General features: G+C 61.3%; 20 protein-coding genes, 1 pseudogene and 1 other annotated feature. Of the genes and pseudogenes, 6 read left to right on the forward strand and 15 right to left on the reverse strand.

The annotated features are described in order from the left end of the window. Positions 1-3: 3 nt before the first annotated feature. Positions 4-771 (forward strand): thioesterase II family protein, encoded by a 768-nt coding sequence (locus JL05_RS22985; protein ID WP_033633976.1) that lies wholly within the window; start codon positions 4-6, stop codon positions 769-771. A gap of 3 nt (positions 772-774) precedes the next feature. On the opposite strand, the gene JL05_RS22990 is transcribed toward JL05_RS22985, so the two are convergent. After that, on the reverse strand, positions 775-1,938 hold the full coding sequence (locus JL05_RS22990) for a multidrug effflux MFS transporter (protein ID WP_033633977.1): 1,164 nt from the start codon (positions 1,936-1,938) through the stop codon (positions 775-777). Between the two features lie 99 nt (positions 1,939-2,037). On the opposite strand from JL05_RS22990, the gene JL05_RS22995 reads away from it, so the two are divergent. Then, entirely contained in the window at positions 2,038-2,805 is a 768-nt protein-coding gene (locus JL05_RS22995) for an AraC family transcriptional regulator (protein WP_033633978.1), read from the forward strand. 107 nt (positions 2,806-2,912) lie between these two features. Here the strand turns inward: JL05_RS22995 and ushA are convergent. Continuing rightward, positions 2,913-4,564, reverse strand: a pseudogene (gene ushA, locus JL05_RS23000) (bifunctional UDP-sugar hydrolase/5'-nucleotidase UshA). A gap of 178 nt (positions 4,565-4,742) precedes the next feature. Between ushA and JL05_RS23005 the strand changes: the two are divergent. Together JL05_RS23005 and ybaL are read left to right on the forward strand one after the other, a co-directional pair. After that, positions 4,743-5,963 carry an MFS transporter gene (locus JL05_RS23005; RefSeq protein WP_033633979.1) on the forward strand — a complete coding sequence of 407 codons (1,221 nt, stop codon included), beginning with the start codon at positions 4,743-4,745 and terminating at the stop codon, positions 5,961-5,963. Between the two features lie 245 nt (positions 5,964-6,208). Continuing rightward, positions 6,209-7,900: a YbaL family putative K(+) efflux transporter gene (ybaL, locus tag JL05_RS23010; protein WP_033633981.1), complete on the forward strand. Its 1,692-nt coding sequence runs from the start codon at positions 6,209-6,211 to the stop codon at positions 7,898-7,900. A 54-nt stretch (positions 7,901-7,954) separates the two neighbouring features. Here the strand turns inward: ybaL and JL05_RS23015 are convergent, their stop codons facing one another. From JL05_RS23015 to JL05_RS23070, 12 genes are all read right to left on the reverse strand, one after another. Beyond that, positions 7,955-9,259, reverse strand: coding sequence for an inosine/guanosine kinase (locus JL05_RS23015; protein ID WP_033633982.1), 1,305 nt, complete (start codon positions 9,257-9,259; stop codon positions 7,955-7,957). Between the two features lie 91 nt (positions 9,260-9,350). Further along, complete coding sequence (gene hemH / locus JL05_RS23020) at positions 9,351-10,313, reverse strand: ferrochelatase (protein ID WP_004940253.1); 963 nt, start codon at positions 10,311-10,313, stop codon at positions 9,351-9,353. Between the two features lie 119 nt (positions 10,314-10,432). Continuing rightward, positions 10,433-11,596 (reverse strand): glycerate kinase, encoded by a 1,164-nt coding sequence (locus JL05_RS23025; RefSeq protein WP_033633983.1) that lies wholly within the window; start codon positions 11,594-11,596, stop codon positions 10,433-10,435. A gap of 9 nt (positions 11,597-11,605) precedes the next feature. Next, a complete protein-coding gene (locus tag JL05_RS23030) occupies positions 11,606-12,871 on the reverse strand; it encodes a GntP family permease (protein ID WP_015376868.1) in 1,266 nt (421 codons plus the stop codon). Between the two features lie 119 nt (positions 12,872-12,990). Further along, positions 12,991-14,124, reverse strand: a complete 1,134-nt coding sequence (locus JL05_RS23035) for a sugar diacid recognition domain-containing protein (RefSeq protein WP_033633984.1) — start codon at positions 14,122-14,124, stop codon at positions 12,991-12,993. A 165-nt stretch (positions 14,125-14,289) separates the two neighbouring features. Beyond that, entirely contained in the window at positions 14,290-14,934 is a 645-nt protein-coding gene (adk, locus tag JL05_RS23040; protein WP_004940261.1) for an adenylate kinase, read from the reverse strand. Between the two features lie 202 nt (positions 14,935-15,136). Beyond that, the gene (htpG, locus tag JL05_RS23045; protein WP_004940262.1) at positions 15,137-17,002 is read right to left on the reverse strand and encodes a molecular chaperone HtpG; all 1,866 of its coding nucleotides are present in this window, start codon (positions 17,000-17,002) and stop codon (positions 15,137-15,139) included. A gap of 143 nt (positions 17,003-17,145) precedes the next feature. Continuing rightward, positions 17,146-17,751 carry a recombination mediator RecR gene (gene recR / locus JL05_RS23050; protein ID WP_004940263.1) on the reverse strand — a complete coding sequence of 202 codons (606 nt, stop codon included), beginning with the start codon at positions 17,749-17,751 and terminating at the stop codon, positions 17,146-17,148. Further along, positions 17,751-18,080: a YbaB/EbfC family nucleoid-associated protein gene (locus tag JL05_RS23055; RefSeq protein ID WP_004940264.1), complete on the reverse strand. Its 330-nt coding sequence runs from the start codon at positions 18,078-18,080 to the stop codon at positions 17,751-17,753. The genes recR and JL05_RS23055 overlap by 1 nt, the downstream gene beginning before the upstream one ends. Positions 18,081-18,121: 41 nt before the next feature. Further along, positions 18,122-20,080 carry a DNA polymerase III subunit gamma/tau gene (gene dnaX, locus JL05_RS23060; protein WP_033633985.1) on the reverse strand — a complete coding sequence of 653 codons (1,959 nt, stop codon included), beginning with the start codon at positions 20,078-20,080 and terminating at the stop codon, positions 18,122-18,124. Next, positions 18,725-18,789, reverse strand: a sequence feature (DnaX frameshifting element). Its footprint overlaps the gene before it by 65 nt. Before the next feature lie 92 nt (positions 20,081-20,172). Further along, entirely contained in the window at positions 20,173-20,724 is a 552-nt protein-coding gene (gene apt, locus JL05_RS23065) for an adenine phosphoribosyltransferase (RefSeq protein WP_015376864.1), read from the reverse strand. Positions 20,725-21,002: 278 nt separating this feature from the next. Beyond that, the gene (locus JL05_RS23070; RefSeq protein WP_016928835.1) at positions 21,003-21,383 is read right to left on the reverse strand and encodes a DUF454 family protein; all 381 of its coding nucleotides are present in this window, start codon (positions 21,381-21,383) and stop codon (positions 21,003-21,005) included. Positions 21,384-21,517: 134 nt separating this feature from the next. Between JL05_RS23070 and priC the strand changes: the two genes are divergently transcribed. Next, positions 21,518-22,054: a primosomal replication protein PriC gene (priC, locus tag JL05_RS23075; protein ID WP_004940276.1), complete on the forward strand. Its 537-nt coding sequence runs from the start codon at positions 21,518-21,520 to the stop codon at positions 22,052-22,054. Between the two features lie 106 nt (positions 22,055-22,160). Further along, complete coding sequence (gene rsmS / locus JL05_RS23080) at positions 22,161-22,340, forward strand: pleiotropic regulatory protein RsmS (protein ID WP_004940278.1); 180 nt, start codon at positions 22,161-22,163, stop codon at positions 22,338-22,340. A gap of 40 nt (positions 22,341-22,380) precedes the next feature. Here the strand turns inward: rsmS and mscK are convergent, their stop codons facing one another. Further along, complete coding sequence (gene mscK, locus JL05_RS23085) at positions 22,381-25,770, reverse strand: mechanosensitive channel MscK (RefSeq protein ID WP_033633986.1); 3,390 nt, start codon at positions 25,768-25,770, stop codon at positions 22,381-22,383. Positions 25,771-25,807 lie beyond the last annotated feature (37 nt).

Genomic DNA, 25,807 nt, shown 5'->3' on the forward strand with positions numbered 1-25,807 from the left:
GCCATGCATTGCACCCACTTCCCCAACGCCCCACGCAGCTTGAAACCGCTGACGCCAGGGCGCCAGGGCAGCCTGCGGCTGATCGCTTTTCCTCATGCCGGCGCCGGCGCCACTGCCTTTCAGGGGTGGAGCCCCTCGTTGCATCAGGACATCGAACTCTATGCCGTGCAATACCCCGGTCGAGAGGAGCGGGCAAACGAAGCGCCGCTCTGTCACCCCCAATCACTCATCAATCAACTGATGCCGGCACTGCAGCCACTGCAGGACAAACCGCTGATCTTTTTCGGCCACAGTCTTGGCGGACGGGTTGCGCTGGCGTTAGCGACAGCGCTGCCTCAGCCGCCGCTGCAGTTGATCATTTCCGCCAGTTCATCGCCCTTCCTGGCGCGCCACAGTGCGTTGCTGAGAATGCCGCGTGCCGCTTTGTTGAACGCGCTATGTGCCGGCGAGGGTCTGGATGCGTCGCTCATCGGCGACAGCGCGCTGCTCGATTACTATCTGCCGCTGATCCGTGCCGATCTGATGCTGTCCAGCCAATTGCTTTTTCCTGAGCAGCCGGGTTACCCCGCCCCGCTGGCGATGTTTTATGGTGAAAACGACGAGCTGATCGATCGGCAGGATTTGCTCGACTGGCGCCGGATCGCGCAAGGCGATTTTCAGCAGCGCACTTTTGCCGGCGGACATATGTATATCACCACGCAGCGCGACGCCGTGATAGCCGGCATTCACCAGTTGCTGGCAGGCCACCTGAGTGAACCAGCCAGCATATAGCCGTCAGGCGTTTTCACTCTCAGGCATCGCCAGACGACGCTCGTTGTGCACCACCCGCCACGCCAACAGCAGCACGCAGAGGCTGCAGAGCGACAGCACGGCGCCCAGGTGCTGCGAAAGCCCCGCCAACACCAAGCCACCGCCGAGCATCAGGTAATACATCAGGCCAAGGATGGCGCCGGCGGTGCCCATGCAGTCTTTATAATGGCGCAGCGCGCGCGCCAGAATATTGGGAATGGCGATGCCGTACGCCATCACCACCAGCATCATCGGCAGAACGAACCACAAGCTCCCTTCCAGCAGCAGTACCAGCAGGCCGCCGATCAGCGATAATCCGCAGGCCAGCATCAACAGTGCGGGGAACAACCAGTGCTTACCGATCAAAAACTTGTTGATCGCCGCGCCGATGCCCACCCCGGCCGCCAACACCAAACCGGTATAACCGAACCACTGCGCCGGCAGCGCCAACGCCGAGAAGTGGAATGGCGCCAGCTGGTAATAGCTGAACATGCAAATATTGAACAACGCCACCAACAGCGCGCTGAGCCAAATATCCCCGTCCTTGACCATCCGTCCCAGCGTGCCGAAAAATGAATTCTTCACCACCTGTTGCGGACGCGTCTCCGGCAGTTGCCAACCGGCATAGCCCAGCAACAGCGCCGCCAACAGCGCCAAACCGCCGAACACCCCCTGATAGCCCCAATAGTGAGTCAGCACTGCGCCGCTCAACACGCCAACCGCCGGGCTGATCGCCATGGCGATCCCCATCACCGAGAACACCCGCGCCAATTCATAACCGTCGAAGCGATCGCGAATCGCCGTTTGCGTCCCGACCGAACCGACCGCCGCGCCAAAGGCGGCCAGCACCCGCGCGGCCAGCAGCACGCTGAAGCTGCCGCTGAACAGCGCAACGAGAGAAGCCAGCAGATAGAGCGTCAGCCCGGCCAAAATGGTGGGACGGCGTCCGATGACGTCGCACATCCGCCCCCATACCACCACGCCCAGCGCAAAGGCGAAAAAGTAGCAAGAGAGCGTTTGCGCCGCCATCTCCGCACTGACCCGGAAACCGTGCGCAATATGCGTCAATGCCGGGCTATAGATGGTCTCCACCACCTGGGGAAACATCATCATCGACGTCGCCAACGTCAGCGTCAGTTTACGTTGCATAACAGATCCTGTAGCCAAGAATAGGCTGCACAAGGTAGCATCTGGTCCCATCGCCGATTACAATATAAAAGACAATAAATTTACAAAATCGGACAGACTATGGCGTGGCTTCAGGCGCAGGACAGTTTTAATCCGGATACGCTCGACAACGAGGTGCTCGGGATCGCAGCCGAACTGGCGCAGCACGACTCGGGCACGCATTGGCATGACAGGGGGCAGTTGCTGTTCTGTCAGCAAGGCAGCATGCGCATCACGCTCAACCAAAGCATCTGTATGCTGCCGCCGGGCAGAGTCGCCTGGATCCCGCCGCAGGTGGCTCACCGCGTTCAGGTCAACGGCGTCGTCGGCTACCGTTCGCTTTATCTCGACGCCGATCGCTATGCCTGTCTGCCTGCGCAGCTTGCCGTACTGACAGCCTCGCCGCTGCTGCGCGAGGTGTTGGAACGCATCGCGTTCGCCGCCTTCGACACCGACTGGCAGCATGGGCCTTACGCCAATATTCTGGCGGTCTGCCTGGACGAGATCGCCGCCGCGCCGCGCGAACTGACGCTGCTGCCGCTGCCCAGCGACCGCCGCCTGCGCCATCTGGCCAATCTGGACATGCTTCCGCCGCTGCACGAGCTATCGCGCTATAGCGGCGCTTCCGAGAAAACCATCAGCCGGATTTTCCGCCGTGAAACCGGGCTCGGTTATCAACAATGGCGTCAGCAATGGCGCCTGATCAAAGCGATAGAGATGCTGGCCGCAGGGCTGAGCCAATCCGACGTCGCCGGTCGGCTGGCGTTTTCCAGCGACAGCGCCTTCGCCACTTTTTTCAAGAATATGGCGGGCTGCCCGCCGAGGGCGTATATGGAGAGAAGAAAGTAAGACGCCGTTTAAAACGGCAACGCTGACAAAAGGCGTTGATTCAGAGGAGAAAAGCGACGGCGGGAACGGCGCCCCGCGACAAGCGAGAGCGCCGTTCCGCGACGCTTCTAGCGATACACGATTTCGCCCTTCGGTTCGTAAGCCGCCGCATCCAGCGGCGAGTGTTTCTCGATGTATTGCTTCAGCACCTCGGCGTCGATAAAGCCGGTGTTGACGTAGCTCGGCAGCCCGTCCAGCTTCGGATAGCCGTCGCCGCCCAGCGCGTTGAAGTTCAGCGTCGCCATGCGGTAAGTTTTATCCGCCTGCAGCGGCTGGCCGTTGATCTTCACCTCGCTGACGCCCTTGCCGTCCGCCACCAGGCTGACGTTGGCGAACTGGGCGTAGGCGCCGGAATCCGGCTTCATGTTGGCCACCACCGCCAGGTACTGCTCAACCTCGCTGCCTTTCATATCGACATGCACCAGGGTGTTGCCGAACGGCTGCACCTTGAGCACATTCTTGTAGGTGATATCGCCGCTTTCAATCGAATCGCGCACCCCGCCGCCGCTCATCACGGCGAAGTCGGCGTCGGCGCGCTCCCTCTGCGCGGCCAGCATCACCCGCGCCAGGTTGGTCTGCACGAAGCGCACCTTGCTGCGGTCGCCTTCAAGCTTGCCGTTGACGCTGCCGATCTTCACGTCCAACTGCGCCTTGCCCTTATCCTGGAACGGCGTAAGCAGCTTCATCATGGCCGGATCTTCCGCAATCTGCCGGGTGTAGTACACCCGCTCGCTGGTGCCGTCCGCTTTCTCCACTTTCTTCTTCAGGTTCACCGGGATCAGCTGATAATGCACCAGCTTCAGCTCGCCGTTGCGGAATTCGAAGTCGGCGCGCCCCACGTATTTGCCCCACTCGTGCGCCTGCACGATCCAGGTGCCGTTCTGGCGATCCGGCGAGCACGGCGTGCCCGGCACATAATCCGCCTGTTTGCGGTTGTCGCCGGCCATGCACACCGGATCCTGCGAGTGGCCGCCGACGATCATGTCGAGATATCCGGCCGGCAGGCTGCGCGCCATTTCTACGTCGCCCGGCGCGTTAGAGCCGTGTTCGCCGTTGTCATAGTGCCCCATGTGGGTGGCGGCGATAATCACGTCCGGCTTCTCGTCCTTGCGCAGTTGCTCCACCACCTGCTTCGCTTCCTGCGCCGGCACGCGGAACTCCATGTCGGTGAAGTACTCCGGATTGCCTATCTTGGCGGTGTCGTCGGTCGTCAGGCCGATCACGGCAATCTTGATACCCTGTTTGTCGAACAAGGCGTAAGGCTTGAACAGGCGCTGGCCTGTGCTTTTCTGGTAGATGTTGGCGGACAAGAGCGGGAAGGTCGCCCACTTCTCCTGCTGGCGCAGCACGCTCAGCGGGTTGTCGAATTCGTGGTTGCCGATCGCCATCGCGTCGTAACCCACCAGGTTCATGCCGCGGAAGTCCGGCTCGGCGTCCTGCAGATCCGATTCCGGCACGCCGGTGTTGATATCGCCGCCGGACAGCAACAGCAGGCTGCCGCCCTGCGCCGCCACTTCGCGGCGAATGCCGTCCACCAGGGTTTTCTGCGCGCCCAGACCGTATTCACCGTGATCGTTCTGCCAGAAGTGACCGTGATGATCGTTGGTATGCAGAATGGTGATGGCGTAGGTCTTATCCTTTTCCCAGGCACTGGCGGCCCCGACAGCAGCGTCAGGGATACGGCCAACGCGCATGCGGTGGTTTTCAGCGAAAAACGCATGGCGGATCTCCGTGTATTAAATGGCTTTTATGATGAGGGCGAAATTGTAGCGCGAATTAATGACAGCTGATTTCAATTTTTTGCGATGTGAGTCTGATTATTTCAGATATGGTAAAAATTGAACGCCCTGCCTAAGATGTCATCTCTGTGCTCAACAACTTATCAGGCTAATAATAATATGACCGACAGTAGCCAAAGCGCGATGCCGCCCGCCAAGGGCAGTACGGTAAAGAGGACCGCTTTCTCCATCCTCGGCGCCATCAGCGTGTCTCACCTGCTCAACGATATGATCCAGTCGCTGATCCTGGCGATTTACCCGATCCTGCAAGCCGATTTCCATCTCAGCTTCGTGCAGATCGGCATGATCACCCTGACCTATCAGCTAACGGCTTCGCTGCTGCAACCGCTGATCGGCTATTACACCGATAAACACCCGCAGCCTTACTCGCTGCCGATCGGCATGGGCTTTACCCTGTCCGGCCTGCTGCTGCTGTCGGTGGCGAGCACCTTCCCACTGGTGCTGCTGGCGGCGGCGCTGGTGGGCACCGGCTCATCAGTCTTCCACCCGGAATCCTCGCGCGTGGCGCGCATGGCCTCCGGCGGGCGGCACGGCCTGGCGCAGTCGCTGTTCCAGGTCGGCGGCAACTTCGGCAGCTCGCTCGGCCCGCTGCTGGCGGCGCTGATCATCGCGCCTTACGGCAAGGGCAACGTCGCCTGGTTCTCGCTGGCGGCGCTGCTGGCGATCGTGGTGTTGCTGCAGGTCAGCAAGTGGTATCAACATCAGCATCGGGCAACTAAAGGGCAGCCGAAAAGCCCGTCGCTGCTGAAACCGCTGCCAAAACGTACCGTTGCCTACTCGCTGGGCATCCTGCTGGTGCTGATTTTCTCCAAATACTTCTATCTGGCCAGCATCAGCAGCTATTACACCTTTTATCTGATACATAAGTTCGGCGTTTCGGTGCAGAATGCCCAAATTCACCTGTTCTCCTTTCTGTTTGCGGTAGCAGCAGGCACCATTATCGGCGGGCCTCTTGGCGACAAGATAGGGCGTAAATACGTAATTTGGGGCTCTATTCTCGGCGCTGCGCCGTTTACCCTTGTTTTACCCTATGCATCCCTCTATTGGACCGGCATTTTGACGGTGATCATCGGGGTTATTCTCGCCTCGGCGTTCTCCGCCATTCTGGTCTACGCTCAGGAGCTGATCCCCGGTAAAGTGGGCATGGTTTCCGGCTTATTCTTCGGTTTTGCTTTCGGTATGGGCGGGTTAGGTGCGGCAGTTCTTGGTTATGTCGCCGATTTGACCAGTATCGAACTGGTCTACCAAATCTGTGCTTTCCTGCCACTGATCGGCATTATTACCGCGCTACTGCCCAATATGGAGCATAAAGCGCAATAACCCCGCTGTCTGCCCGGATGAAATTATTTATTCATCCGGGTTATCCTACGGATAAATCAATGTTATTTGGTTTATCTGCCACAAAACCCCCTCATTGCCATGCCTTAAGTGAAATCCTCTGCTTTTTTACAAAAAAGGCCAAATTAGCCAAGCAAGCCGCGAACAAATGCAATAAACTAAATGTATCTTTTCGTAACTTTGTTGCGTTTCTCCCGTGCCGCGATGCATAGCCAGAAGGAGTATGGATGCATAATTCAACACCGCTCATCACCACCATCGTCGGAGGGTTAGTACTCGCCTTCCTCCTCGGCATGCTGGCGAACCGCCTGCGCATCTCCCCTCTGGTGGGGTATCTGGCCGCAGGGGTGCTCGCCGGCCCGTTCACCCCCGGTTTCGTCGCCGACACCTCACTGGCGCCGGAACTGGCGGAAATCGGCGTTATCCTGTTGATGTTCGGTGTTGGCCTGCACTTCTCTTTGAAAGACCTCCTCGCAGTAAAATCTATCGCCATTCCCGGCGCCGTGGCGCAGATAGCCGTCGCTACCCTGCTCGGCATGGGGCTGTCCAAGCTGCTCGGCTGGGATCTGATCTCCGGTCTGGTGTTCGGCCTCTGCCTCTCCACCGCCAGCACCGTGGTGCTGCTGCGCGCCCTGGAGGAACGGCAACTGATCGACAGCCAGCGCGGGCAAATCGCCATCGGCTGGCTGATCGTCGAAGATTTGGCGATGGTGCTGACGCTGGTATTGCTGCCGGCCTTCGGCAATATGCTGGGCAATGACAATGCCAGCAGCAGCCAGTTGCTGATGGAGCTGGCGCTGACCATCGGTAAAGTCATCGCCTTCATCGCGCTGATGATCGTGGTCGGCCGCCGCCTGGTGCCGTGGATCCTGTCGAAAACCGCCAGCACCGGCTCGCGCGAGCTGTTCACCCTGGCGGTATTGGCGCTGGCGCTCGGCATCGCCTACGGCGCGGTGAAGCTGTTCGACGTCTCCTTTGCGCTGGGCGCCTTCTTCGCCGGCATGGTGCTGAATGAGTCCGAGCTGAGCCACCGCGCGGCGCACGACACTCTGCCGCTGCGCGACGCGTTCGCGGTGCTGTTCTTCGTCTCGGTTGGCATGCTGTTCGATCCGATGATCGTGATTAACGAACCGCTGGCGGTGCTGGCGACGCTGGCGATCATCGTGTTCGGCAAATCCGCCGCCGCGTTCCTGCTGGTGAAAATGTTCGGTCACTCCAAGCGCACCGCGCTGACCATTTCCGCCAGCCTGGCGCAGATCGGCGAGTTCGCCTTTATTTTGGCGGGCCTCGGCATCGCGCTCGGCATGATGTCGGAGCACGGCCGCAATCTGGTGCTGGCCGGCGCCATTCTGTCCATCATGCTCAACCCGCTGTTGTTCACTCTGCTGGAACGCTATCTGGCCAAAACCGAAACCATCGAAGAGCAAATCCTCGAAGAGGCGGTGGAAGAAGAGAAACAGATCCCGGTGGATATGTGCAATCACGCGCTGGTGGTCGGCTACGGCCGCGTCGGCAGCCTGCTGGGCGGCAAACTGGCCGAAGCAGGCATCCCGCTGGTGGTGATCGAGAACTCCCGCCCGCGGGTGGAAGCGTTGCGCGAACAGGGTATCAAGACGGTGCTGGGCAACGCCGCCAATCCGGAAGTGATGGATCTGGCTAGGCTCGACTGCGCGCGCTGGCTGCTGCTGACCATCCCGAATGGCTACGAGGCCGGTGAGATCGTCGCCTCGGCGCGCACCAAGCGGCCGAACATCGAGATCATCGCCCGCGCCCACTACGACGATGAAGTGGCCTACATCACCGATCGCGGCGCCAATCAGGTGGTAATGGGCGAACGCGAGATCGCCAACAGCATGCTGAACATCCTGCAGCTGGACACCCTGAGCGAAGAAGAAAAAATGGGCGGCTGCCCGATCTGAGGCACCGCGCATAAAAAAAGGTCCGGCATGCCGGACCTTTTCTTTTTCAGCGGGTTAACGCTCCCAGTAGGACTCTTCCAGGCTGTCTTCCCGCTCCGGCAGGCCGCGCGTGAGGCGTGGCGAATGCTGGTTCAACACCTGGTAGCTGACGCGGTTGGCGTATTTGCACACCTGCGCCAGGGAGGAGTAGGTCAGGTAACTGCGCACATGCTTGCTGGAGTTCGGCACGTTGTGGCGGTGATAGCCGTTGGCGGCGATATCGTGCAGCAACGCCGACAGCGCGCCGTCGCCGGCGCCGTTGGTGTTCATGATCTTCTCCGGCCCGCCCATATACGGCGCGATATGCGAATAAACGCGCAGCGGATTTTCACAGTGCTCGCGGCGCATGGCGCGACTGAACTCGTAGCGGTTGAACTCGGCGATATGCCCCGGCAGCAGCGGGTGCTGGGTCTGGCGCTTATTGGCTTCTTCGGTGTAGCCCGCCATATACAGGCCATTCGGCCCGGCGGTGCACAGCACCAGATCCACCCACTCCAGCGCCATGTCCGAGGCGGTCAGCGGATCGCTCAGCCCGGTCAGCTCCAGCGCTTCGTCTTCGTTCATCGCCAGAATCGTCACATTTTCCTTCAGGAAGTCGCGCCACCACTGCGGGTTGTCGGCAATGACGTACTTGGTACCCAGGGTCAGCACCACCGGCACATCGTGTTTTTTGGCGTACTCGATCGCCTGCAGGGTAGCGTCCTTTATCGGCTCCCCTTCCTTGCAGCGCACCAGGTAAGAACTCAGCACCAGCGCCGACGCGCCGGCGATCACCTCTTCAGGAATGCTTTCCGGGCGCAGCTGGTTCATCTGGCCGGGGTTGATGGCGAAGGTGCGCTCGCCGCTTTCGCCGATCAGCGTGAAACAGCGGCCGATGGCGCCATCAACGCCCTGCAAATAGTTAAGATCGGTGCGGCTGGAGGTATTGCACAGATAACGGTAGGCGTAGCTGCCGATTTTCACGTTGCTGCACATCACGCCGAGCAGCACCGAACGGTCGTCCGCCAGCACCGAATAGTTGTGCATGGTATTGCCGATGGTGCCGCCGGCGAACTGATGGGTGACCAGGTTGTTTTCATTCAATTCCTGATACAGCGCCTCGGCGACGTCGTCTTCGATCACCAAAGAGTGGCCCAGGCTCAGGCCGTAACGCTGGACAAAAGCATCGTCCACTTTTGCCTCGATATCCACCAGCGTCTGGTCGATGCCGACAATATACGAGGTGCTGATTTCACTTTCGGGCTGGACCTGCTGCAGAAGCGGATCGCGGGCGCTCACCGGAAAATAGTGTTTGGACTTGCGTTTACCAGGAAATTTCATGTGATTGGCGGTGGTGACGGTTTAACAAGCGGAGAATGTTAACACATCCCCGCCCGATCACGATGCACCTAAATAGACAGATTATGGATGATTACAGACGCTGCGCCACCAGCTGCTGCATCATGTCGATATGCGCCGGCTCGTCGTTCAGCGCCGAGATATATTCAAACTTCTCGCCGCCGGCCTTGAGGAAGATCTCGCGGTTCTGCTCTTTGATCTCTTCCAGCGTTTCCAGGCAGTCTGCCGAGAAGCCGGGGCAAATCAGTTGAATGTGCTTCACGCCCTGCGCCGGCAATCCCTTCAGGGTTTCATCGGTGTACGGCGTCAGCCACGGCTCGCGGCCGAAGCGCGACTGGTACGTCATCATCACCCGCTCCGGCGCCAGCGGCAGCGTGGCGCTCAGCGCACGCAGCGTATCCTCGCAGCGCTGCGGGTAGTCGTCACCGAGCCGCGCATAGCGCTTGGGGATGCCGTGGAACGACAACACCAGCCGGTCCGGCTGGCCGTGCTCGGCGAACGAGCGCTCCACGCTTTGCTGCAGCGCGGCGATATAGGCCGGGTGTTCGGCGTAATCGCGAATGAAGGCCACAGAAGGCAAGCGGCGATAGCCTTTCAGCACCCGCGCCACGCCATCCCATACCGCCGCGCTGGTGGAACAGGAATATTGCGGATAGAGCGGCAGCACCACCAGGTTGGTCACGCCCTGCGCCAGCAGCTTGTCGATGGCTTCCGCCAGGCTTGGCGAACCGTAGCTCATGCCCAGCTCCACCGGCGTATTCGGCATGCGCGCCGCCAGCGCCCGCTGTTGGCGGCGGCTGTACACCAACAGTGGCGAGCCCTCTTCCATCCACACCGACTGATAGAGTTTCGCCACGCGCGGCGAGCGGATCGGCAGGATCGCGCCGTTGAGGATCGGCCACCAGATCAGCGGCGCCGTGTCGACCACGCGATCGTCACTGAGGAATTCCTTCAGATAGCGTTTGACCGCCGACGAGGTCGGCGCATCTGGCGTGCCCAGGTTCACCAGCAATACGCCGTGTTTCTCTTGCTTCATCTCAGTTCCCCTCATTTCCTTTCCGGCCGGCATTCCGTTCTGGGTCGGGATGTCAGCAGCCATTAATGCCGGCTATTGTAACGGAAAAGTCCTGCATCGAAACCGATAACAGCAACAGGCTATGCCTGTGGGCTTCTTCCCTGCGCCAGCTGCCATACCGCCGCCACGTTGCGCGCCGTCACCTGCAGATTGCGATCGGCGCCCGCCAGCGCTTCTTCCAGCGTCACAATGCGATCGAGCACCGAAAACGCCGCATCGATGCCGTGTTGATGCACCACCGAATAATCCGGCGTCAGGCTGCCGGCGATGGCGATCACCGGCACGCCATAACGCTTGGCCACCCGCGCCACGCCGATCGGCGTTTTGCCGTGGATCGACTGGCTATCCAGCCGCCCTTCTCCGGTGATCACCAAATCTGCATCGCGCACCGCCTCATCCAGGCGCAGGGTTTCAGTAACGATCTCGATGCCCGGCCGCAAGCGCGCGTCGAGCATGCCGAGCAGCGCCGCCCCCATGCCGCCCGCCGCGCCCGCCCCTGGCTGGGCCAGCACGGCACGGCCGGTTTCCCGTTCCAGCAGCTCGCCGTAGTGATGCAGCGCCGCATCGAGCTGCGCCACCATCTCTGGCGTCGCCCCCTTCTGCGGCCCGAATACCGCCGACGCGCCCTTTTCGCCGCACAGCGGGTTATCGACGTCGCAGGCGGCGGTCACGCTCACCCGTTGCCAGCGCATATCCAGCCCTGCGAGATCGAGGTGCGCCAGCTGCGCCAGCGCCGCGCCGCCCACCGGCAGCGGGCGACGATCCTTATCCAGCAGTTTAACGCCCAGCGCCTGCATCATCCCGGCGCCGCCGTCGTTGGTGGCGCTGCCGCCGATGCCGAGAACGATCGCCTTTACGCCGCGATCCAACGCCGCCAACATCAGTTCGCCGGTGCCGTAACTGGTGGTGATGCGCGGATCGCGCCGATCGGGCGGCGCCAGATGCAGCCCGGAAGCGGCGGCCATTTCAATCACCGCGGTTTCGCCATCGCCCAGCAGGCCATAGAATCCCTGCACCGGCTCCCCCAGCGGCCCGGTGACCGTCACCTGGACGATTTCGCCGCCGGTGGCCGCCACCATCGACTCCACCGTCCCTTCACCGCCATCCGCCATCGGCAGCTTCACGTAGTGCGCCTGCGGATAAATCTGACGGAATCCCCGCTCGATGGCGTCGGCGACGCCGAGCGCGCTCAGGCTCTCTTTGAAAGAATCCGGAGCAATAACCACTTTTTTCAGCGTTTTCATCACTGTTCCTTATCCCGCCAGGTTAAATACGCCAAACATCAGCGCCGAGATTGCTGCAATGGTGAACCCCACCAGCGTTTCATACGGCAACAGCTTGAGCCGCTCGTGCACCGCCATATTGACGCTGCCGCCGGTGGCGTGGAAGAAACTGCCGTGCGGCAGGTGATCCAGCACCGTGGCGCCCGCGTGGATCATCGCCGCGCCGGCCAGCCCGCTCACCCCCAGTTCCAGCAGCGTGGAGCTGAACACCCCGGAGGCGACGGCGGTGCCGGCGGTGGTCGACGCGGTCGCCATCGACATCAGCGCGCCGGACAGCGGCGCCAGCAGCCAGGCCGGCAGCCCGGTATGCGTCAAACCGTTAATCAGGACATCCTTCAGCGCCGAGTTGGCGATAATGCCCGCCAATGTGCCGGTGCCGAGCAGCATGATCGCCACCGGCGCCATGCGCGACAGGCCGGAGACCATGAACTGATTGCACTGGCGAATGCGCCCCATCAACAGCGCGCCCGCCAAACCGCCGGCCGGCAACGCGATCAGCGGATCGACGGCGATCCCGGCGATCGGCCGCAGCGACAGCAGCAGGATCGCCACCAGTGGCGCGCTGATCGCCGCCGCGAAGCCCGGCCGCGCCCCTTCGGCATGCTGAGTCAGCTCTTCGGCCATCACCTTGCTGCCTTTATCGCTCAGGCGGCGCGCCAGCAGATAGGCCACCACCAGGCCGCACAGCCCCGGCACGATGCCGGCCATCATCACCGAGGTGAGCGGCACGTGGAAATTGTCCGCCGCCGCGATGGTGTTCGGGTTGGGCGACATCACGTTGCCGGCCTTGCCGCCGCCGATCATCGCCAGCAGGATCGCCGCGCGTGAAATGCCGGCCTTCTGGGCGATCGACAGGGCGATCGGCGCGACGGTGATCACCGCCACGTCGATAAACACCCCCACCGCCGTCAGGATCAGTGTAGCTACCGCCAGCGCCAGCAGCGCGCGGGTTTCGCCCACCTTGCGCACGATAGTTTCGGCGATGGTGTGCGCCGCGCCGGATTCGATCAGCACCCCGGCCAGCACCCCCGCCGCCAGAATGCGCATCACGGCGTTGGTGATGCCCTGCGCCCCACCGATCATCAGCGTCACGGTCTGCACCAGATCGGCGCCGCCGCACAGCCCGCCCGCCAGTGCGCCGGCGATCATGCCGTAAGCCGGCGGCACCTTGCGTAGAATCAGGACGATGGCGACGGCTAACGCCACCAGCGCCCCCAGAGTGGATACGGTTGTCATTGTTGTTTTCTCCGTGGTTGATGTGCAGGCCAACATATCCCGCGCGCCCGGCGTTGACCTGAGGGAAAACAACAAAAAATCGCCGGGGGAACGGCGCGGAATTTGTGGGTTGGCACAACTCAGTCGTGCATCAGCATGCCGATATACAACCGCAGAGAGTCGGTTAATTGATTGATTTTCATGCCGGTTATGGCTTCGATGCGCTGCAGGCGATAGCGCAGGGTATTGACGTGAATATGCAGCTGCGCGGCGGCCTGCGTCTGATCACAATTCTGCGAAAAATAGTGGCGCAGCGTGGCGCGCAGCACGCCTTTTTCATCCTGTTCGCCCAGCTTCCGCCAGGGGCGCCCCAGCTCTTGCGCGCGCCAGTCCTCTCCCAGATCGCACAGCAGCGACGGCAACGGATAGTCGTGGTAGAACAGCGTGGCGTGACGCAGTTTCAGGCGCTGCGCCATTGCCTGGGTGGCGCGCGCCGTCAGGCTGGAGCGGTAGGCGCTTTGCGGATCGTCGTAGAAACCGCCGACGATCAGCCGCACCCGAAAACGGTGTTTAAGCTGGTTTTGCAGACGCTGCGCCTGTTGGCGCTCCAGCTTCAGGCTCCACTCACCTTGCGCCATGCAGGCCGGGCGCAGCAGGGTCATTTCATTGAAGCCGGTAATGGCGATCAACGCATCGCGCTGGGTGGCCTCCAGCTCCGCCAACAGTTCGCGCAGCAGGTGCGGCTGCGCCTCTTGCAGTTCGACGATCCACACGATGCGCGCCTGGCGCAGGTCCAATCCCAGATACGCCGCCATCGCTTCCAGCGATGCCGTGTTCGGCTGCGGCTGCAGCAGCTGGTTCGCCAGCTCTTCCCGGTAGCGCTTTTCCCACTGATGCTGATCCAGCAGCGCCGCCTGCTCCACCATCATCTCCGCCGCCATCTTGACCAGCTCGGCGTAGGCGCGCACCTCGGCCGGCTCGCCGGAAATGCCGATCACTCCCACTCGCTGGTTACGAAAGCTGAACGGCAGGTTGATGCCGGGCCGCACCCCTTTCAGATGCTCGGCGGTGGCGCGATCGATCTCTACCACCCGATTCTCCGCCAACGCCAGCACCGCGCCCTCATGGCGCTGAAACAGACGCTGCGGATTGCCGGAGGCGATGATCACGCCGTTGCTGTCCATCACGTTGACGGAATGGCTGATGATGCCCATCGCCCGCTGGACGATCTGGCGCGCGGTGGCTTCCGCCAGAAGAATGGTTTGTCTGAGCATGCCCGGCTCCCTGCTGAGGGTGAAAACGCAGGCTTGTTATACGCCATTTGGCGCGGGCGATTAACGGGCACGGTTGCAACAAGCCGCCGCGATCACAATTTGACGGCAAAACGGCAAAAAAAACGCCGGGCCACGGGCCCGGCGTCATGCACGATGCGCTTGCGATCAACCGAGGATGGTCGCCAGCTCTGCGCTCACTTCGGCCACCTTGCGGGTGCCGTCGATTTTGCGGTATTGGGTGTTGCCCGCTGCCGCTTCTTTGCTGTAGTAAGAGATCAGCGGCGCGGTCATCTGATGGTATTCCACCAGACGCTTGCGCACGGTCTCTTCCTGATCGTCCTTGCGCGTGGTCAGCTCTTCGCCGGTCACGTCGTCTTTGCCTTCCACCTGCGGCGGATTGAATTTCACGTGGTATACGCGGCCGGATGGCGCGTGCACGCGGCGGCCAACGATGCGGTCAACGATCAGCTCATCCGGCACGTCGAACTCCAGCACGAAGTCCACGTTGATGCCGGCTTCTTTCATCGCGTCAGCCTGCGGAATGGTGCGTGGGAAACCGTCCAGCAGGAAGCCCTTGCGGCAATCTTCCTGAGCGATGCGCTCTTTGACCAGCGCGATCACCAGCTCATCGGTCACCAGCTTGCCGGCGTCCATGATCTCTTTCGCCTGCTTGCCCAGTTCACTGCCGGCCTTCACGGCTGCGCGCAACATATCACCGGTGGAGATTTGCGGAATGCCGTATTTCTCCATGATGAATTGAGCCTGAGTACCTTTACCAGCGCCCGGAGCGCCCAGCAGAATGATACGCATTGCGTAAATCCCCTTGCTATGTAGTTTTTATAAAATTGCGAAAACGCTCAACGATACCATTTCAGGGGGGGCAGGCTCAAGGCGCGCGAAGGAAATCGATTGCGGAATGTGCAAAAAAACCGACGAACAAAAGGCGAGAAAAGGCGGGGAAAAACCGAAAATGCGCCCCTAACGGTGCCGTTAAGGGCGCATATCTTCAACTTTAGGCGGACAGCAACTTGTTCATGCGGCGGATGAACAGGTTCGGATCCTCCAGCGTGCCGCGTTCAGCCAGCAGCGCCTGATCCAATAACAGGTCGATCCATTCGGCGAAATGTTCGTTATCGCCCACGTCAGATGCGCGTTTGACCAGAGCATGTTCCGGATTAAGCTCGAAAATGTACTTCACTTCCGGCGCCTGCTGACCGGCGGCGGCGAACAGCTTGGCCATCTGGGTGCTCATTTCGTCGGCGTCGGTTACCACGATCGCCGGCGTATCGGTCAGGCGGTGCGTCAGGCGCACATCCTTCACGCGATCGCCCAGCAGGGTTTTCACGCGTTCGATGAACGGTTCCAGTTGCTTCTCGGCGGCCTTCTGCTCTTCGGTTTCATCCGCCAGTTTATCCAGCGCTTCATCCGCCTTGCTGACCGATTGGAACGGCTTGCCGTCGAACTCGGTCAGGTAGCTCATCATCCACTCGTCGATGCGATCGGACAGCAGCAGCACTTCGATGCCTTTCTTGCGGAACAGCTCCAGGTGCGGGCTGCTCTTGGCCGCGGCGTAGCTGTCGGCGGTGATGTAGTAAATCTTCTCCTGCCCTTCCGCCATGCGGCCGACGTACTCTTCCAGCGATACGGTCTGCGCCGAGCTGTCACCGTGGGTAGAGGCGAAGCGCAGCAGTTTGGCGATCGCTTCCTGGTTACCGTTGTCTTCCGCCGGGCCCTCTTTCAGCACCAGACCGAACTGCTGCCAGAATTTCTGGTAGCCTTCGGCGTCGTCTTTGGCCAGCTTATCCAGCATCTGCAACACGCGCTTGGTCAGCGCGCCGCGCAGGTTTTGCGTCACACGACTGTCTTGCAGGATCTCGCGCGATACGTTCAGCGGCAGATCGTTGGAATCGATCAGGCCGCGCACGAAGCGCAGATAGTTCGGCATGAACTGCTCGGCGTCGTCCATGATGAACACGCGCTGCACGTACAGCTTCAGGCCGTGCTTGTGATCGCGGTTCCACATGTCCCACGGCGCCTGCGCCGGGATGTACAGCAGGCTGGTGTATTCCTGCTTGCCCTCAACCCGGTTGTGGCTCCAGCTCAGCGGATCGGTGAAGTCGTGGGCGATGTGTTTGTAGAACTCTTTGTACTCTTCGTCGGTCACGTCAGCCTTGCTGCGGGTCCACAGGGCCTGCGCCTTGTTGATCTTCTCCCAGGTGACGGTGTCGTCTTCTTCGTTTTTGCTTTCGATCTCCACCGGCAAGGCGATGTGATCGGAATATTTGCCGATCACCGAACGCAGGCGCCAGGCGTCGAGGTACTCATCTTCGCCTTCGCGCAGATGCAGGGTGATTTCGGTGCCGCGGGTCTCTTTGGTGATGTCGGCGATGGTGTAGTCGCCTTCGCCGGCGGACTCCCAGAACACGCCTTCGTCATCGGCGGCGCCGGCGGCGCGGGTGCGCACGGTCACTTTGTCCGCCACGATGAACGCCGAGTAGAAACCGACGCCGAACTGGCCGATCAGTTGGCTGTCTTTCGCCTGATCGGAACCGATGGATTCCAGGAACGCTTTAGTGCCTGACTTGGCGATGGTGCCGAGGTTTTCAATCACTTCTTCGCGGCGCATGCCGATGCCGTTGTCGGCGATGGTCAGGGTGCGCTGCTCTTTATCGAAGGACAAACGTACGCGCAGCTCGCCGTCGCCGGCGTACAGCTCCGGCGCGGACAGGGCGCGGAAGCGCAGCTTGTCGGCGGCGTCAGAGGCGTTGGAAATCAGCTCGCGCAGGAAAATTTCTTTGTTGGAGTACAGCGAATGGATCATCAAATGAAGCAGCTGTTTTACTTCAGACTGGAACCCGCGGGTTTCTTGACCTTTCATACTCATTGATTACCTCAAAAGACAATGGCTACCAAAATCGAACAATGAGAATCAGATGAGGGTCAGGGTATTGTTTTTCAAGCGGACGGCGGGATTTTTTTGGCAAAAAACAATGGGGCCGGGCGGCCCCATCCGGGAAAACATCAGAACTTGATGGCGTGGCGCCCGGCCAGCGAATGCGACAGCGTGGTGCCATCGACCATCTCCAGCTCGCCGCCCACCGGCACGCCGTGGGCGATGCGGCTGGCGAGCACGCCATACTGGCCGCACATCTCGGCGATATAGTTGGCGGTCGCCTCCCCTTCCACCGTCGGGTTGGTGGCGAGGATCACTTCGGTGATGCTTTCCTTTTCCAGCCGTTGCTCCAGGCGATCCAGACCGATATCGCCCGGCCCGATGCCGTCCAGCGGCGACAGATGCCCCATCAGCACAAAGTAGCGCCCGGCGAACTGGCCGGTCTGCTCGATGGCGTGGATATCCGCCGGGCTTTCCACCACGCAAATTTGGCCGTTTTGCTGGCGGCGCGGATTGGCGCAGATGGTGCAGACGTCCTGCTCGGTGAAGGTGCGGCAATCGGCGCAGTGGCCGATCTCCGACATCGCGCGCGTCAACGCCTGCGCCAGGCGCATGCCGCCGCTGCGATCGCGCTGCAGCAGCTGAAACGCCATGCGCTGCGCCGATTTCGGGCCGACGCCCGGCAGGCAGCGCAGCGCCTCCATCAGGGATTCAAGGAGCGGGCTGGTTTGCATCAGAACGGCATCTTGAAGCCAGGCGGCAACTGCATGCCGCTGGAGACGGAAGCCATTTTCTCTTTCTGAGTCTCTTCGATGCGGCGCGCGGCGTCGTTAAACGCCGCGGCGATCAGATCTTCCAGCATCTCTTTGTCGTCTTCCATCAGGCTAGGATCGATCTCCACGCGGCGGCAGTTGTGCGCGCCGTTGATGGTGACTTTCACCAGGCCCGCGCCGGATTCGCCGGTCACTTCCAATTTGGCGACTTCTTCCTGCATCTGCTGCATTTTTTCTTGCATTTGCTGGGCTTGCTTCATCAGGTTGCCCAGACCGCCTTTACCAAACATAGTCGTCTCTCGTCGCTAGGGCCGCGCACCTCGCGCGGCGTTTAAAGGGGGCGAATACTCTCTTCATCCAGATCCGCGTCGAAGAATCGGCGCAGCGTCTGAATGTTGGTATCCGCTTCGATGGACTGGCGCGCCTGCGCCAGCTTTTCTTCATAGATGGCTTGTCGCCACTCCAGCGGGGTGCGCCCCGCCGGATTATCGTCCTCCACCACGGTCAGCTCAATCGGGCCGCCGTACAGCTCACCGAGCGCGTCGGCCAGCGTCTTCTGCGCCGAAGGCGAATTCAGATGGCGCTGCGAAGACCGCAGATGGAGGTTAATTTTGCCCGGCTCCGGCTGCTGCTTGAAGGCGTTCAACGCCAGCTGCTGCACCAATTTCGGGATCTTCAGCTTATCGATTTCTGCCGCCCAGGCATCGCGCTCCAGCGACTCCACCACCAGCTTGGCGGCCAGCTCCGGCGTTTTCTCATGTTCCAACGCCGTGCGCAGCGCTTTCGGCGTCGCCAGCGGTTCCGGCGCCGCTTCCGGCTCGGTTTGCGCGCGCCAGCGATAGGCTTCCGGTTTCGCCGGTTTTTCCGGCACCTTCTTCTCCGCCAGGCGCTGCTGGCTGCGCTCGGTCACCGAAGCCAAACGCCCCAGCGCCGAGTTTGCCGGCCGCGCTATTCCTGGCGCCGCCGGCTCATTCTTTTTTGGTGTGGATGCCCCCTGCTGCCGTTGCAGCTGGGACCGCGCTTTCAACAGCTGGGCGGTGGCATCCGGTAAAGGGGCCGATGATTGTCGCTGCGGCGCGGCCGGCTGCCCTAGCGGCGGCGGCGCGTCCTGAAACTGCGGCGGCTGTGGCGATGCGGCCTGCTGCGGCTGCGCCATCGGCGCCGGCGCGGTCTGCACCAACGCCACCGGCTCCGGGATCACCGCTTTCGGGTGAAACGCCAGCGCGCGCAGCAGGGTCATCTCAACCCCCATGCGGCGATCCGGCGCATAGGCCAACTCTTTGCGGCCCACCAACAGCGTCTGGTAGTAAAGTTGCACATCGGCCGGCGGCAGGGTGCGCGCCAGCTCGCGCAGCCGTTGCTCCACGGCAGCGTAGTGGTTGTCGAGCATCGAAGGCAACAGCTGCACCATCGCAATGCGATGCAGCAGCGCCAGCGTCTCCACCAGCAAGTTTTCCCAGTCCACGCCGCGCGAAGCGGCCTGCGCGACCTGCGCCATCACCTTTTCGCCGTCGGCGCTGACCAGCGCTTCGAGGATCGCCAGCGGCTGCTCGTCATCGAGCGTGCCGAGCATCTGGCTGACGGTAGCGGCGGTCACCTGCCCCTGCCCCATGGCGATCGCCTGATCGGTCAGGCTCAGCGCGTCGCGCATGCTGCCGTCGGCGGCGCGCGCCAGCAGCTGCAGCGCACGGGCGTCGCTGGTGATCTGCTCCGCCGTCAGCACCGTTTCCAGCTGCTGACGGATCTGATCGACGTCCAGCGCTTTGAGGTGGAACTGCAGACAGCGCGAGAGAATGGTCACCGGCAGCTTTTGCGGATCGGTGGTGGCCAACAGGAATTTGACGTGCGGCGGCGGCTCTTCCAGCGTCTTCAGCAACGCGTTGAAGCTGTGGCGCGAGAGCATGTGCACTTCGTCGATCAGGTAGACCTTGAAGCGGCCGCGCGCCGGCGCGTACTGGACGTTGTCCAGCAGATCGCGGGTATCTTCCACCTTGGTTCGGGAAGCGGCGTCGATCTCGATCAGATCGACAAAGCGCCCCTGCTCGATCTCGCGGCAGTTGTCGCATTGGCCACATGGCGTGGCGGTGATGCCGGTTTCACAGTTCAGGCCTTTGGCCAGCAAGCGGGCGATGGTGGTTTTCCCCACGCCGCGCGTGCCCGAGAACAGATAGGCGTGATGGATCCGCCCCAGTGAGAGGCCGTTGGCCAGCGCGGTCAGGACATGTTCCTGGCCGACCACGTCTGCGAACGTTTGAGGGCGCCACTTACGGGCGAGAACCTGATAGCTCATTAATACCGGAGAAGTCGAGGAATCTGGAGGGTCATGCTAACACAGCCCCGCGGCGATCCGCGAGGCCGTTGTGCCCAAGGGGCAATGCCGCATCAATGGCCGGCGAAGTCCACCAGGCAGTAGCAATCGATGCCCAGCTTGTTCAGACGCGCTTCCCCGCCCAGATCCGGCAGGTTGATGATGAACGCGGCGTCGTTCACTTCACCGCCCAGACGGCGGATCAGTTTGGTGGTCGCTTCGATGGTGCCGCCGGTCGCCAGCAGATCGTCCACCACCAGCACTTTGTCACCCGCGGTGATGGCATCGGTGTGGATCTCCAGCTTGTCGGTGCCGTACTCCAGCTCATAGCTTTCGCTGAGCGTGGCGCGCGGCAGTTTGCCCGGTTTGCGCACCGGCACGAAACCGACGCCCAGCGCCAGCGCGACGGGCGCGCCGAACAGGAAACCACGCGCTTCGGTACCCACCACCTTGGTCACGCCCGCTTCGCGATAGCGCTCAACCAGCAGCTCGATGCTGGCGGCATAGGCCAACGGGTTTTCCAGCAGGCTGGTCACGTCGCGGAACAGGATGCCCGGCTTCGGATAATCCGGGATGGTTTTGATACTGTCTTTAATAAACTGAAGCTGCTGCGCAGTAGCGGTCATAATTGTTGCCTGATAAAACTGCCTGAAAACCGGCGCGCCGCTCACCCGCCGCCCCCGGGAGAAACACACCGGAGAAGAAATGGCAGGCGATCCGCGCACGAAAACGCCCAAATCTATGCAAACTGGCGGACAAATGCAACTCTCCCCTGCATCTTTCAACCCGCAGCGTTGTTGACTGCACGCATTCCCCCCGGTCACTTACCTAAGTAAGCTTCCGGGGATGCCTGCGTTTGTCGCCTGGCTGCGGCTTGAAAGCTATTGAGGAGTGTAAGGTACAATCAGCGCTGTTTTTGTTGCGGCAGGTCAATAACCGGCAGACGCAGCATAAAGGTCAGCAAAATGGCCAGCATCAGCAGCAACAGCCCGCGCACCCACCAGATTTTCACCAGCCACAGCGAACAGGCGAAGGTCAGCACGATCACCAGCACAGCCTTCCACTTCGCCCCCGGCGGCAGCGCGCGATGCTGCTGCCAATGGCGCAGATAAGGGCCAAACCAGGAACGGTACAGCAGCCAGTGATGAAAGCGCGGCGAAGAGCGGGCGAAGCACCAGGCGGCCAATAGCAGGAACGGCGTGGTCGGCAGCAGCGGGAGCACCACGCCCAACGTCGCCAGCACCACCGCCAACCAGCCCAAAATGATCAATAACCCACGCGTCATGCGGCTCTTCGCTCCTCAATCGGTTGCGGCCTACTGTAGCATCGGCGCCGCGCCGGCGGAATATGCATGCGGCGCTTGTTTCACAACAGCATCGCGGGCAAGCTTACGCCTGTTGAAATCAAGAGGGAGCTTATGTGAGCACTCAGCGTCTATTACAGGTGTTGGCACAGCAGATCGCGGCGCTGGCGGCCGAAGTGACCCCGCGCGGCGACGTTCCGATCCCGCAGGCGCGCTTCGACGCCGCCCTGTTCGCCAATCGCGGCACGCGGCTGCGCGACTACCTGGCCGAGGTGGAGAAGAATTTCGCCCAGCTGCAAAGCGCCGCCAACGACAACCGCACCAGCCAGGTGGCCTTTTTGGCCGAAAAACTGGTGGCTCAGATCGCCGCCCTGCAGCGCGAGCTGGCGACCCAGGCGCTGCGGCGCAAGAACCAGCCGAAAGAAGCCCCCGAGGCCGATCTTTACCACAAGCTGGCCGAGCATCAGGACTACGAACGCCGGCTGATCGCCATGATTCAGGATCGGGAAAGCCTGCTCGGCCGCCAAACCACGCTGGCGGCGCAGCAAAAACTGCAGCACGAGCTGGCGGCGCTGGAGGGGCGGCTGATGCGCTGTCGTCAGGCGTTGGCGCGCATCGAGCGCAATATCGAGCGCAAAGAAAACGGTTTTTGAAGATTTATCACAATATTTTAATGATTATTCCCGGTTGCGCGCCGGGTTCACTATACTCTGCCGGTATGCGAGTTATTCATCCCATTAATTAATAAGCGCAGGTGCTATGTCTCTGGAAAACGCCTCACCCGAACTGCAGCTGGCGGTAGACTTGATTTACCTGCTGGAATGCAACGAGATCGATCCGGTCACCGCACTGGCGGCGCTGGATATCGTCAAACGGGATTATCAGGAAAAGCTGCAGCGCGCCGGCGTCACCTCGCCCTATCTGCCCGCCGGACAGTAACCAGGGACAGCGCCGCGCTGTCCCTTTCGTCTTTCAACGTTCATAAGCCCGCCGTCTGGCCGCCGTCGTCCGGCGACAGCGTTCTTTTCACTTCCTGCACTTCGTTGCCCTGCTGGTTATGCAGATACACCTCCAGCTGGTTGAAAGCGATGTCGATGTCGTTTTCCCGGCACAGGCGGTCGATTGAGCGGTTCAGTTCATCCACCGTGTAGCTGCGATCGCGCAGTTCGCGCACATAGAGCCGCAGCTCGTGATCCAGCGTGCTGGCGCCGAAGTTGAGGAAGAACACCTGCGGTTCGGGATCGGTCATCACCCGCGGGTTGTCGTGCGCCGCCTGCAGCAACACCTTTTTCACCTTGTCGAGATCGGAGCCGTAGGCCACGCCGACCTTGATCAGCACGCGAGTGATGGTGTCGGACAGCGACCAGTTGATCAGCCGCTCGGTGACGAACGCCTTGTTCGGAATGATCACCTCTTTGCGATCGAAGTCGGTAATGGTGGTGGCGCGAATGCGGATCTTGCTGACCGAACCGGAGAAGGTGCCGATGGTGATGGTATCGCCGATGCGGATCGGGCGTTCGAACAGAATGATCAGGCCGGAGACGAAGTTGGCGAAGATCTCCTGCAACCCGAAGCCCAGCCCGACCGTCAGACCGGCGGCCAGCCATTGCAGTTTGTCCCAGGAAACGCCGAGCGATCCCAGCGCAACCACGGCGCCCACGGCGGTGATCAGGTAAGTGAGCACGGTGGTGATGGCATAGGACGCCCCCTGCCGCAGCTGCAGCCGCGACAGCACCACCACCTCCAGCAGACCAGGCAAGTTGCGGGTGAGCACGTAGGCGACGATCACTGCGGCGATCGCCACCATCATGTTGCCCAGCGTCACCGCCTGCGCCACGCTGCTGCCCGCCACGGTGCTGGTGTAATGCCACAGCGTGATGCTGTCCAGATAAGCGATGACCGTCACCAGATCCGACCAAATGGCATAGAAGGCGCTGGCGAAGATGGCGAACAGCACCAGGGTGGTCAGGCGCAGCGACTGCTGGTTGATCTGATCGAGCGCCAGCGGCGGCTCTTCCACCACCGGTTCACCGCCTTCGGCCCCCTCTTTCGCCACGTTTTGCCGCCGCGCCAACGCGCGCCGGTAGGCCAGACGCCGCGCCGCCACGCTCAGACCACGCAGCGCGGTCAGGTACACGATATTCCACAGGAAAAACAGATACAGGCTGTCTATCCAGCGGCTGGCCAGTCGCAGCGTGGTATAGAAGTAACCGGCGAACATCAGCCCCAGCAGGATCAGCGGCGTGGCGGCGATGGCTGTAACCACCATCAGCCGCACGGCGTGCGAGCCCTTTTCGCGCCAGCTGTCGCGACACAGCGGGAACACCAGCACCGCGAGCAGCGCCAGCGTCAGCATCACCACGATCTGGCCGATAACGTCTTCCACCAGGCGCAGCGGCGCTTTTTCGCCCAATACCGACCAGAAGATCAGCGGCTGCAGCGCCAATCCCAGCCGCAGCGTCTGCCGGCGGTAATGCGCGCACAGATTGGCGCCGAAGTTGAAATGCCGCTCGGCAATGCCGCCCGGTTTCAGCATCCGATAGCTGAAGCCGAAGACCAGCCACGACAGCGCCAGCTGCTGCGACAATGCCCAGATAAAGTCGCTGATGCCGAAATCGGCGCGATACATCCAGAAACCGACGCCAAGCAGCAGCGCGGCGCCGGGCAATACCTTCAGCGAGGTCAGCGCGATGGCCTTCGGCGTATGCAGTTGGCCGTCGCGCTTCAGTTGCCCCACATCGTTGGCCAGCTTTTGTAAATGGTTGTCGATCAGCCGGTAGCGCCAGCGCAATACCCCGATCGCCAATAGCATCGGGATCAGGAACACCAGCGCATTCAACCCGCCCTGCAATAGCTTGCCGCCGTCGAATTTGATATCGAGCCCGGCGAGCTGATCGCGCACCGCCTCCGGCATCGCCTTAACCCACGCCAGATCGACCGGCTTGTTGCTGTTGACCCAGAAGATCTGCTGGGTCAGCGTATCCTGCAACGAACCGTAGACGCTGGTCAGCTGCTGCTGATTGATCTGCAGGTTGATCGACAACGACAGCTGGTTGCTGAGCTGTTTGTTCAGCTGATCCAACAGTTCGCGGCGCATATCGACGATCTCGTTTAACGCGTCGATCACCTCCGGGCCGGCCTTTTCCTTGCTTTCGGCCACCAGCTGGTTGATGTAATCCTCGCCCTTGAACAGATCGTCGCGTTGCTGATTGATATCGAACTGCTCCAGCCGCAGATCGGCGATGCGCGTATCCATATCCGCCAACAGCGTGCCCTGCGGCAGGCTCTGCTGCTGCTGATACAGGATGCGCGACAACACCAGGCTGCCCTTCAGCACCTGGATCTGCTCTTTCAGGTTACGCTCCGCCTGCAGCCCGCGATCGAGCCAGTTCTTGACCCGAATGTTCTGCTGGAACAGGGTGTTGCTCTCTTCGGTGGCGGCGATCAGCCGCTGGCTCAGCTGGCGGTTGACATCCAGCTGCTTGCTGACCAGCTGATCGTGCTGGATATCGGTGGCGTCTTCCGGGTTTTGCGCCTCTTTGGCGGTCTTTTCAGACAGCGTCAAACGTTTGCTGTTGACGATCTCCTGCAGCAGCTGCACTGACCGATCCAGCGCGTCGATATGCGCCGTGGTGTAGTCGCGCTGCTTTTGCAGCAGATCCTGCAGCGTGGTATTGGCTTCCAGACTTTTGCGCTGCAGCTCAAGCTGTGCGTTGAGCAACGCCTGCTCGGTGGTCAGCATCACCTGCTGGCTGTTGCGCAGCGAATCTTGCCCCGGCGTCTGGCCGCTGAGCTGACTGCGGATCTCCTGCAGGCGCTGCGAGGCGGCGTACATGGTGCTTTGTACCCGTTCGGGCTGGGTTTGCAGCGACACCAATTGGCTGTTGTAGGTGGAGAGGCTCTCCTGCGCGCTTTGCAGCTCGTCGAGCGTTTGATATAGCCGGCTTTCCAGTTGGCGCAGCGACAGCGGCAACAGCGCAGCGCGCGCCGCCGCATTGTCCACCGGCTGCTTCAGCGCATCCAGTTCGGCAGTGACCTGACTGAGCTTCGTCGGCGCCTGCTGCACCTGCTGTTTAAGCTGCGCGGCGTCTTGCCGGTTGCGCTCGAGGGCATCCAGCAGTTCCAGCGTGCGGGTCAAATCCTGTTGGGACAGCTTTTCGACCGGCGTCAGGGCTTTTTGCTTGTTCAGCGTTTCCAGCTGGCTTTGCACGTCGCTGCGCTGCGGCAGATCGCCGTTCAGCGCCGCCTGCGCCGGAAAGATGAACGCGCAAATAAGGAAAAAAAGGCGTGTCGCGGCGGCGATGCGCCGCCGACATGCGCCGACAAACGAGAGCGGCGCCAGAGAAGGCAGAGTCAACCAGCGATGCATGATTTAGCTTCGGATCGGTTAAGAAGCCTGAAGATTA

This window comes from Serratia nematodiphila DZ0503SBS1, assembly GCF_000738675.1.
In the GTDB taxonomy this organism is placed as follows: domain Bacteria; phylum Pseudomonadota; class Gammaproteobacteria; order Enterobacterales; family Enterobacteriaceae; genus Serratia; species Serratia nematodiphila.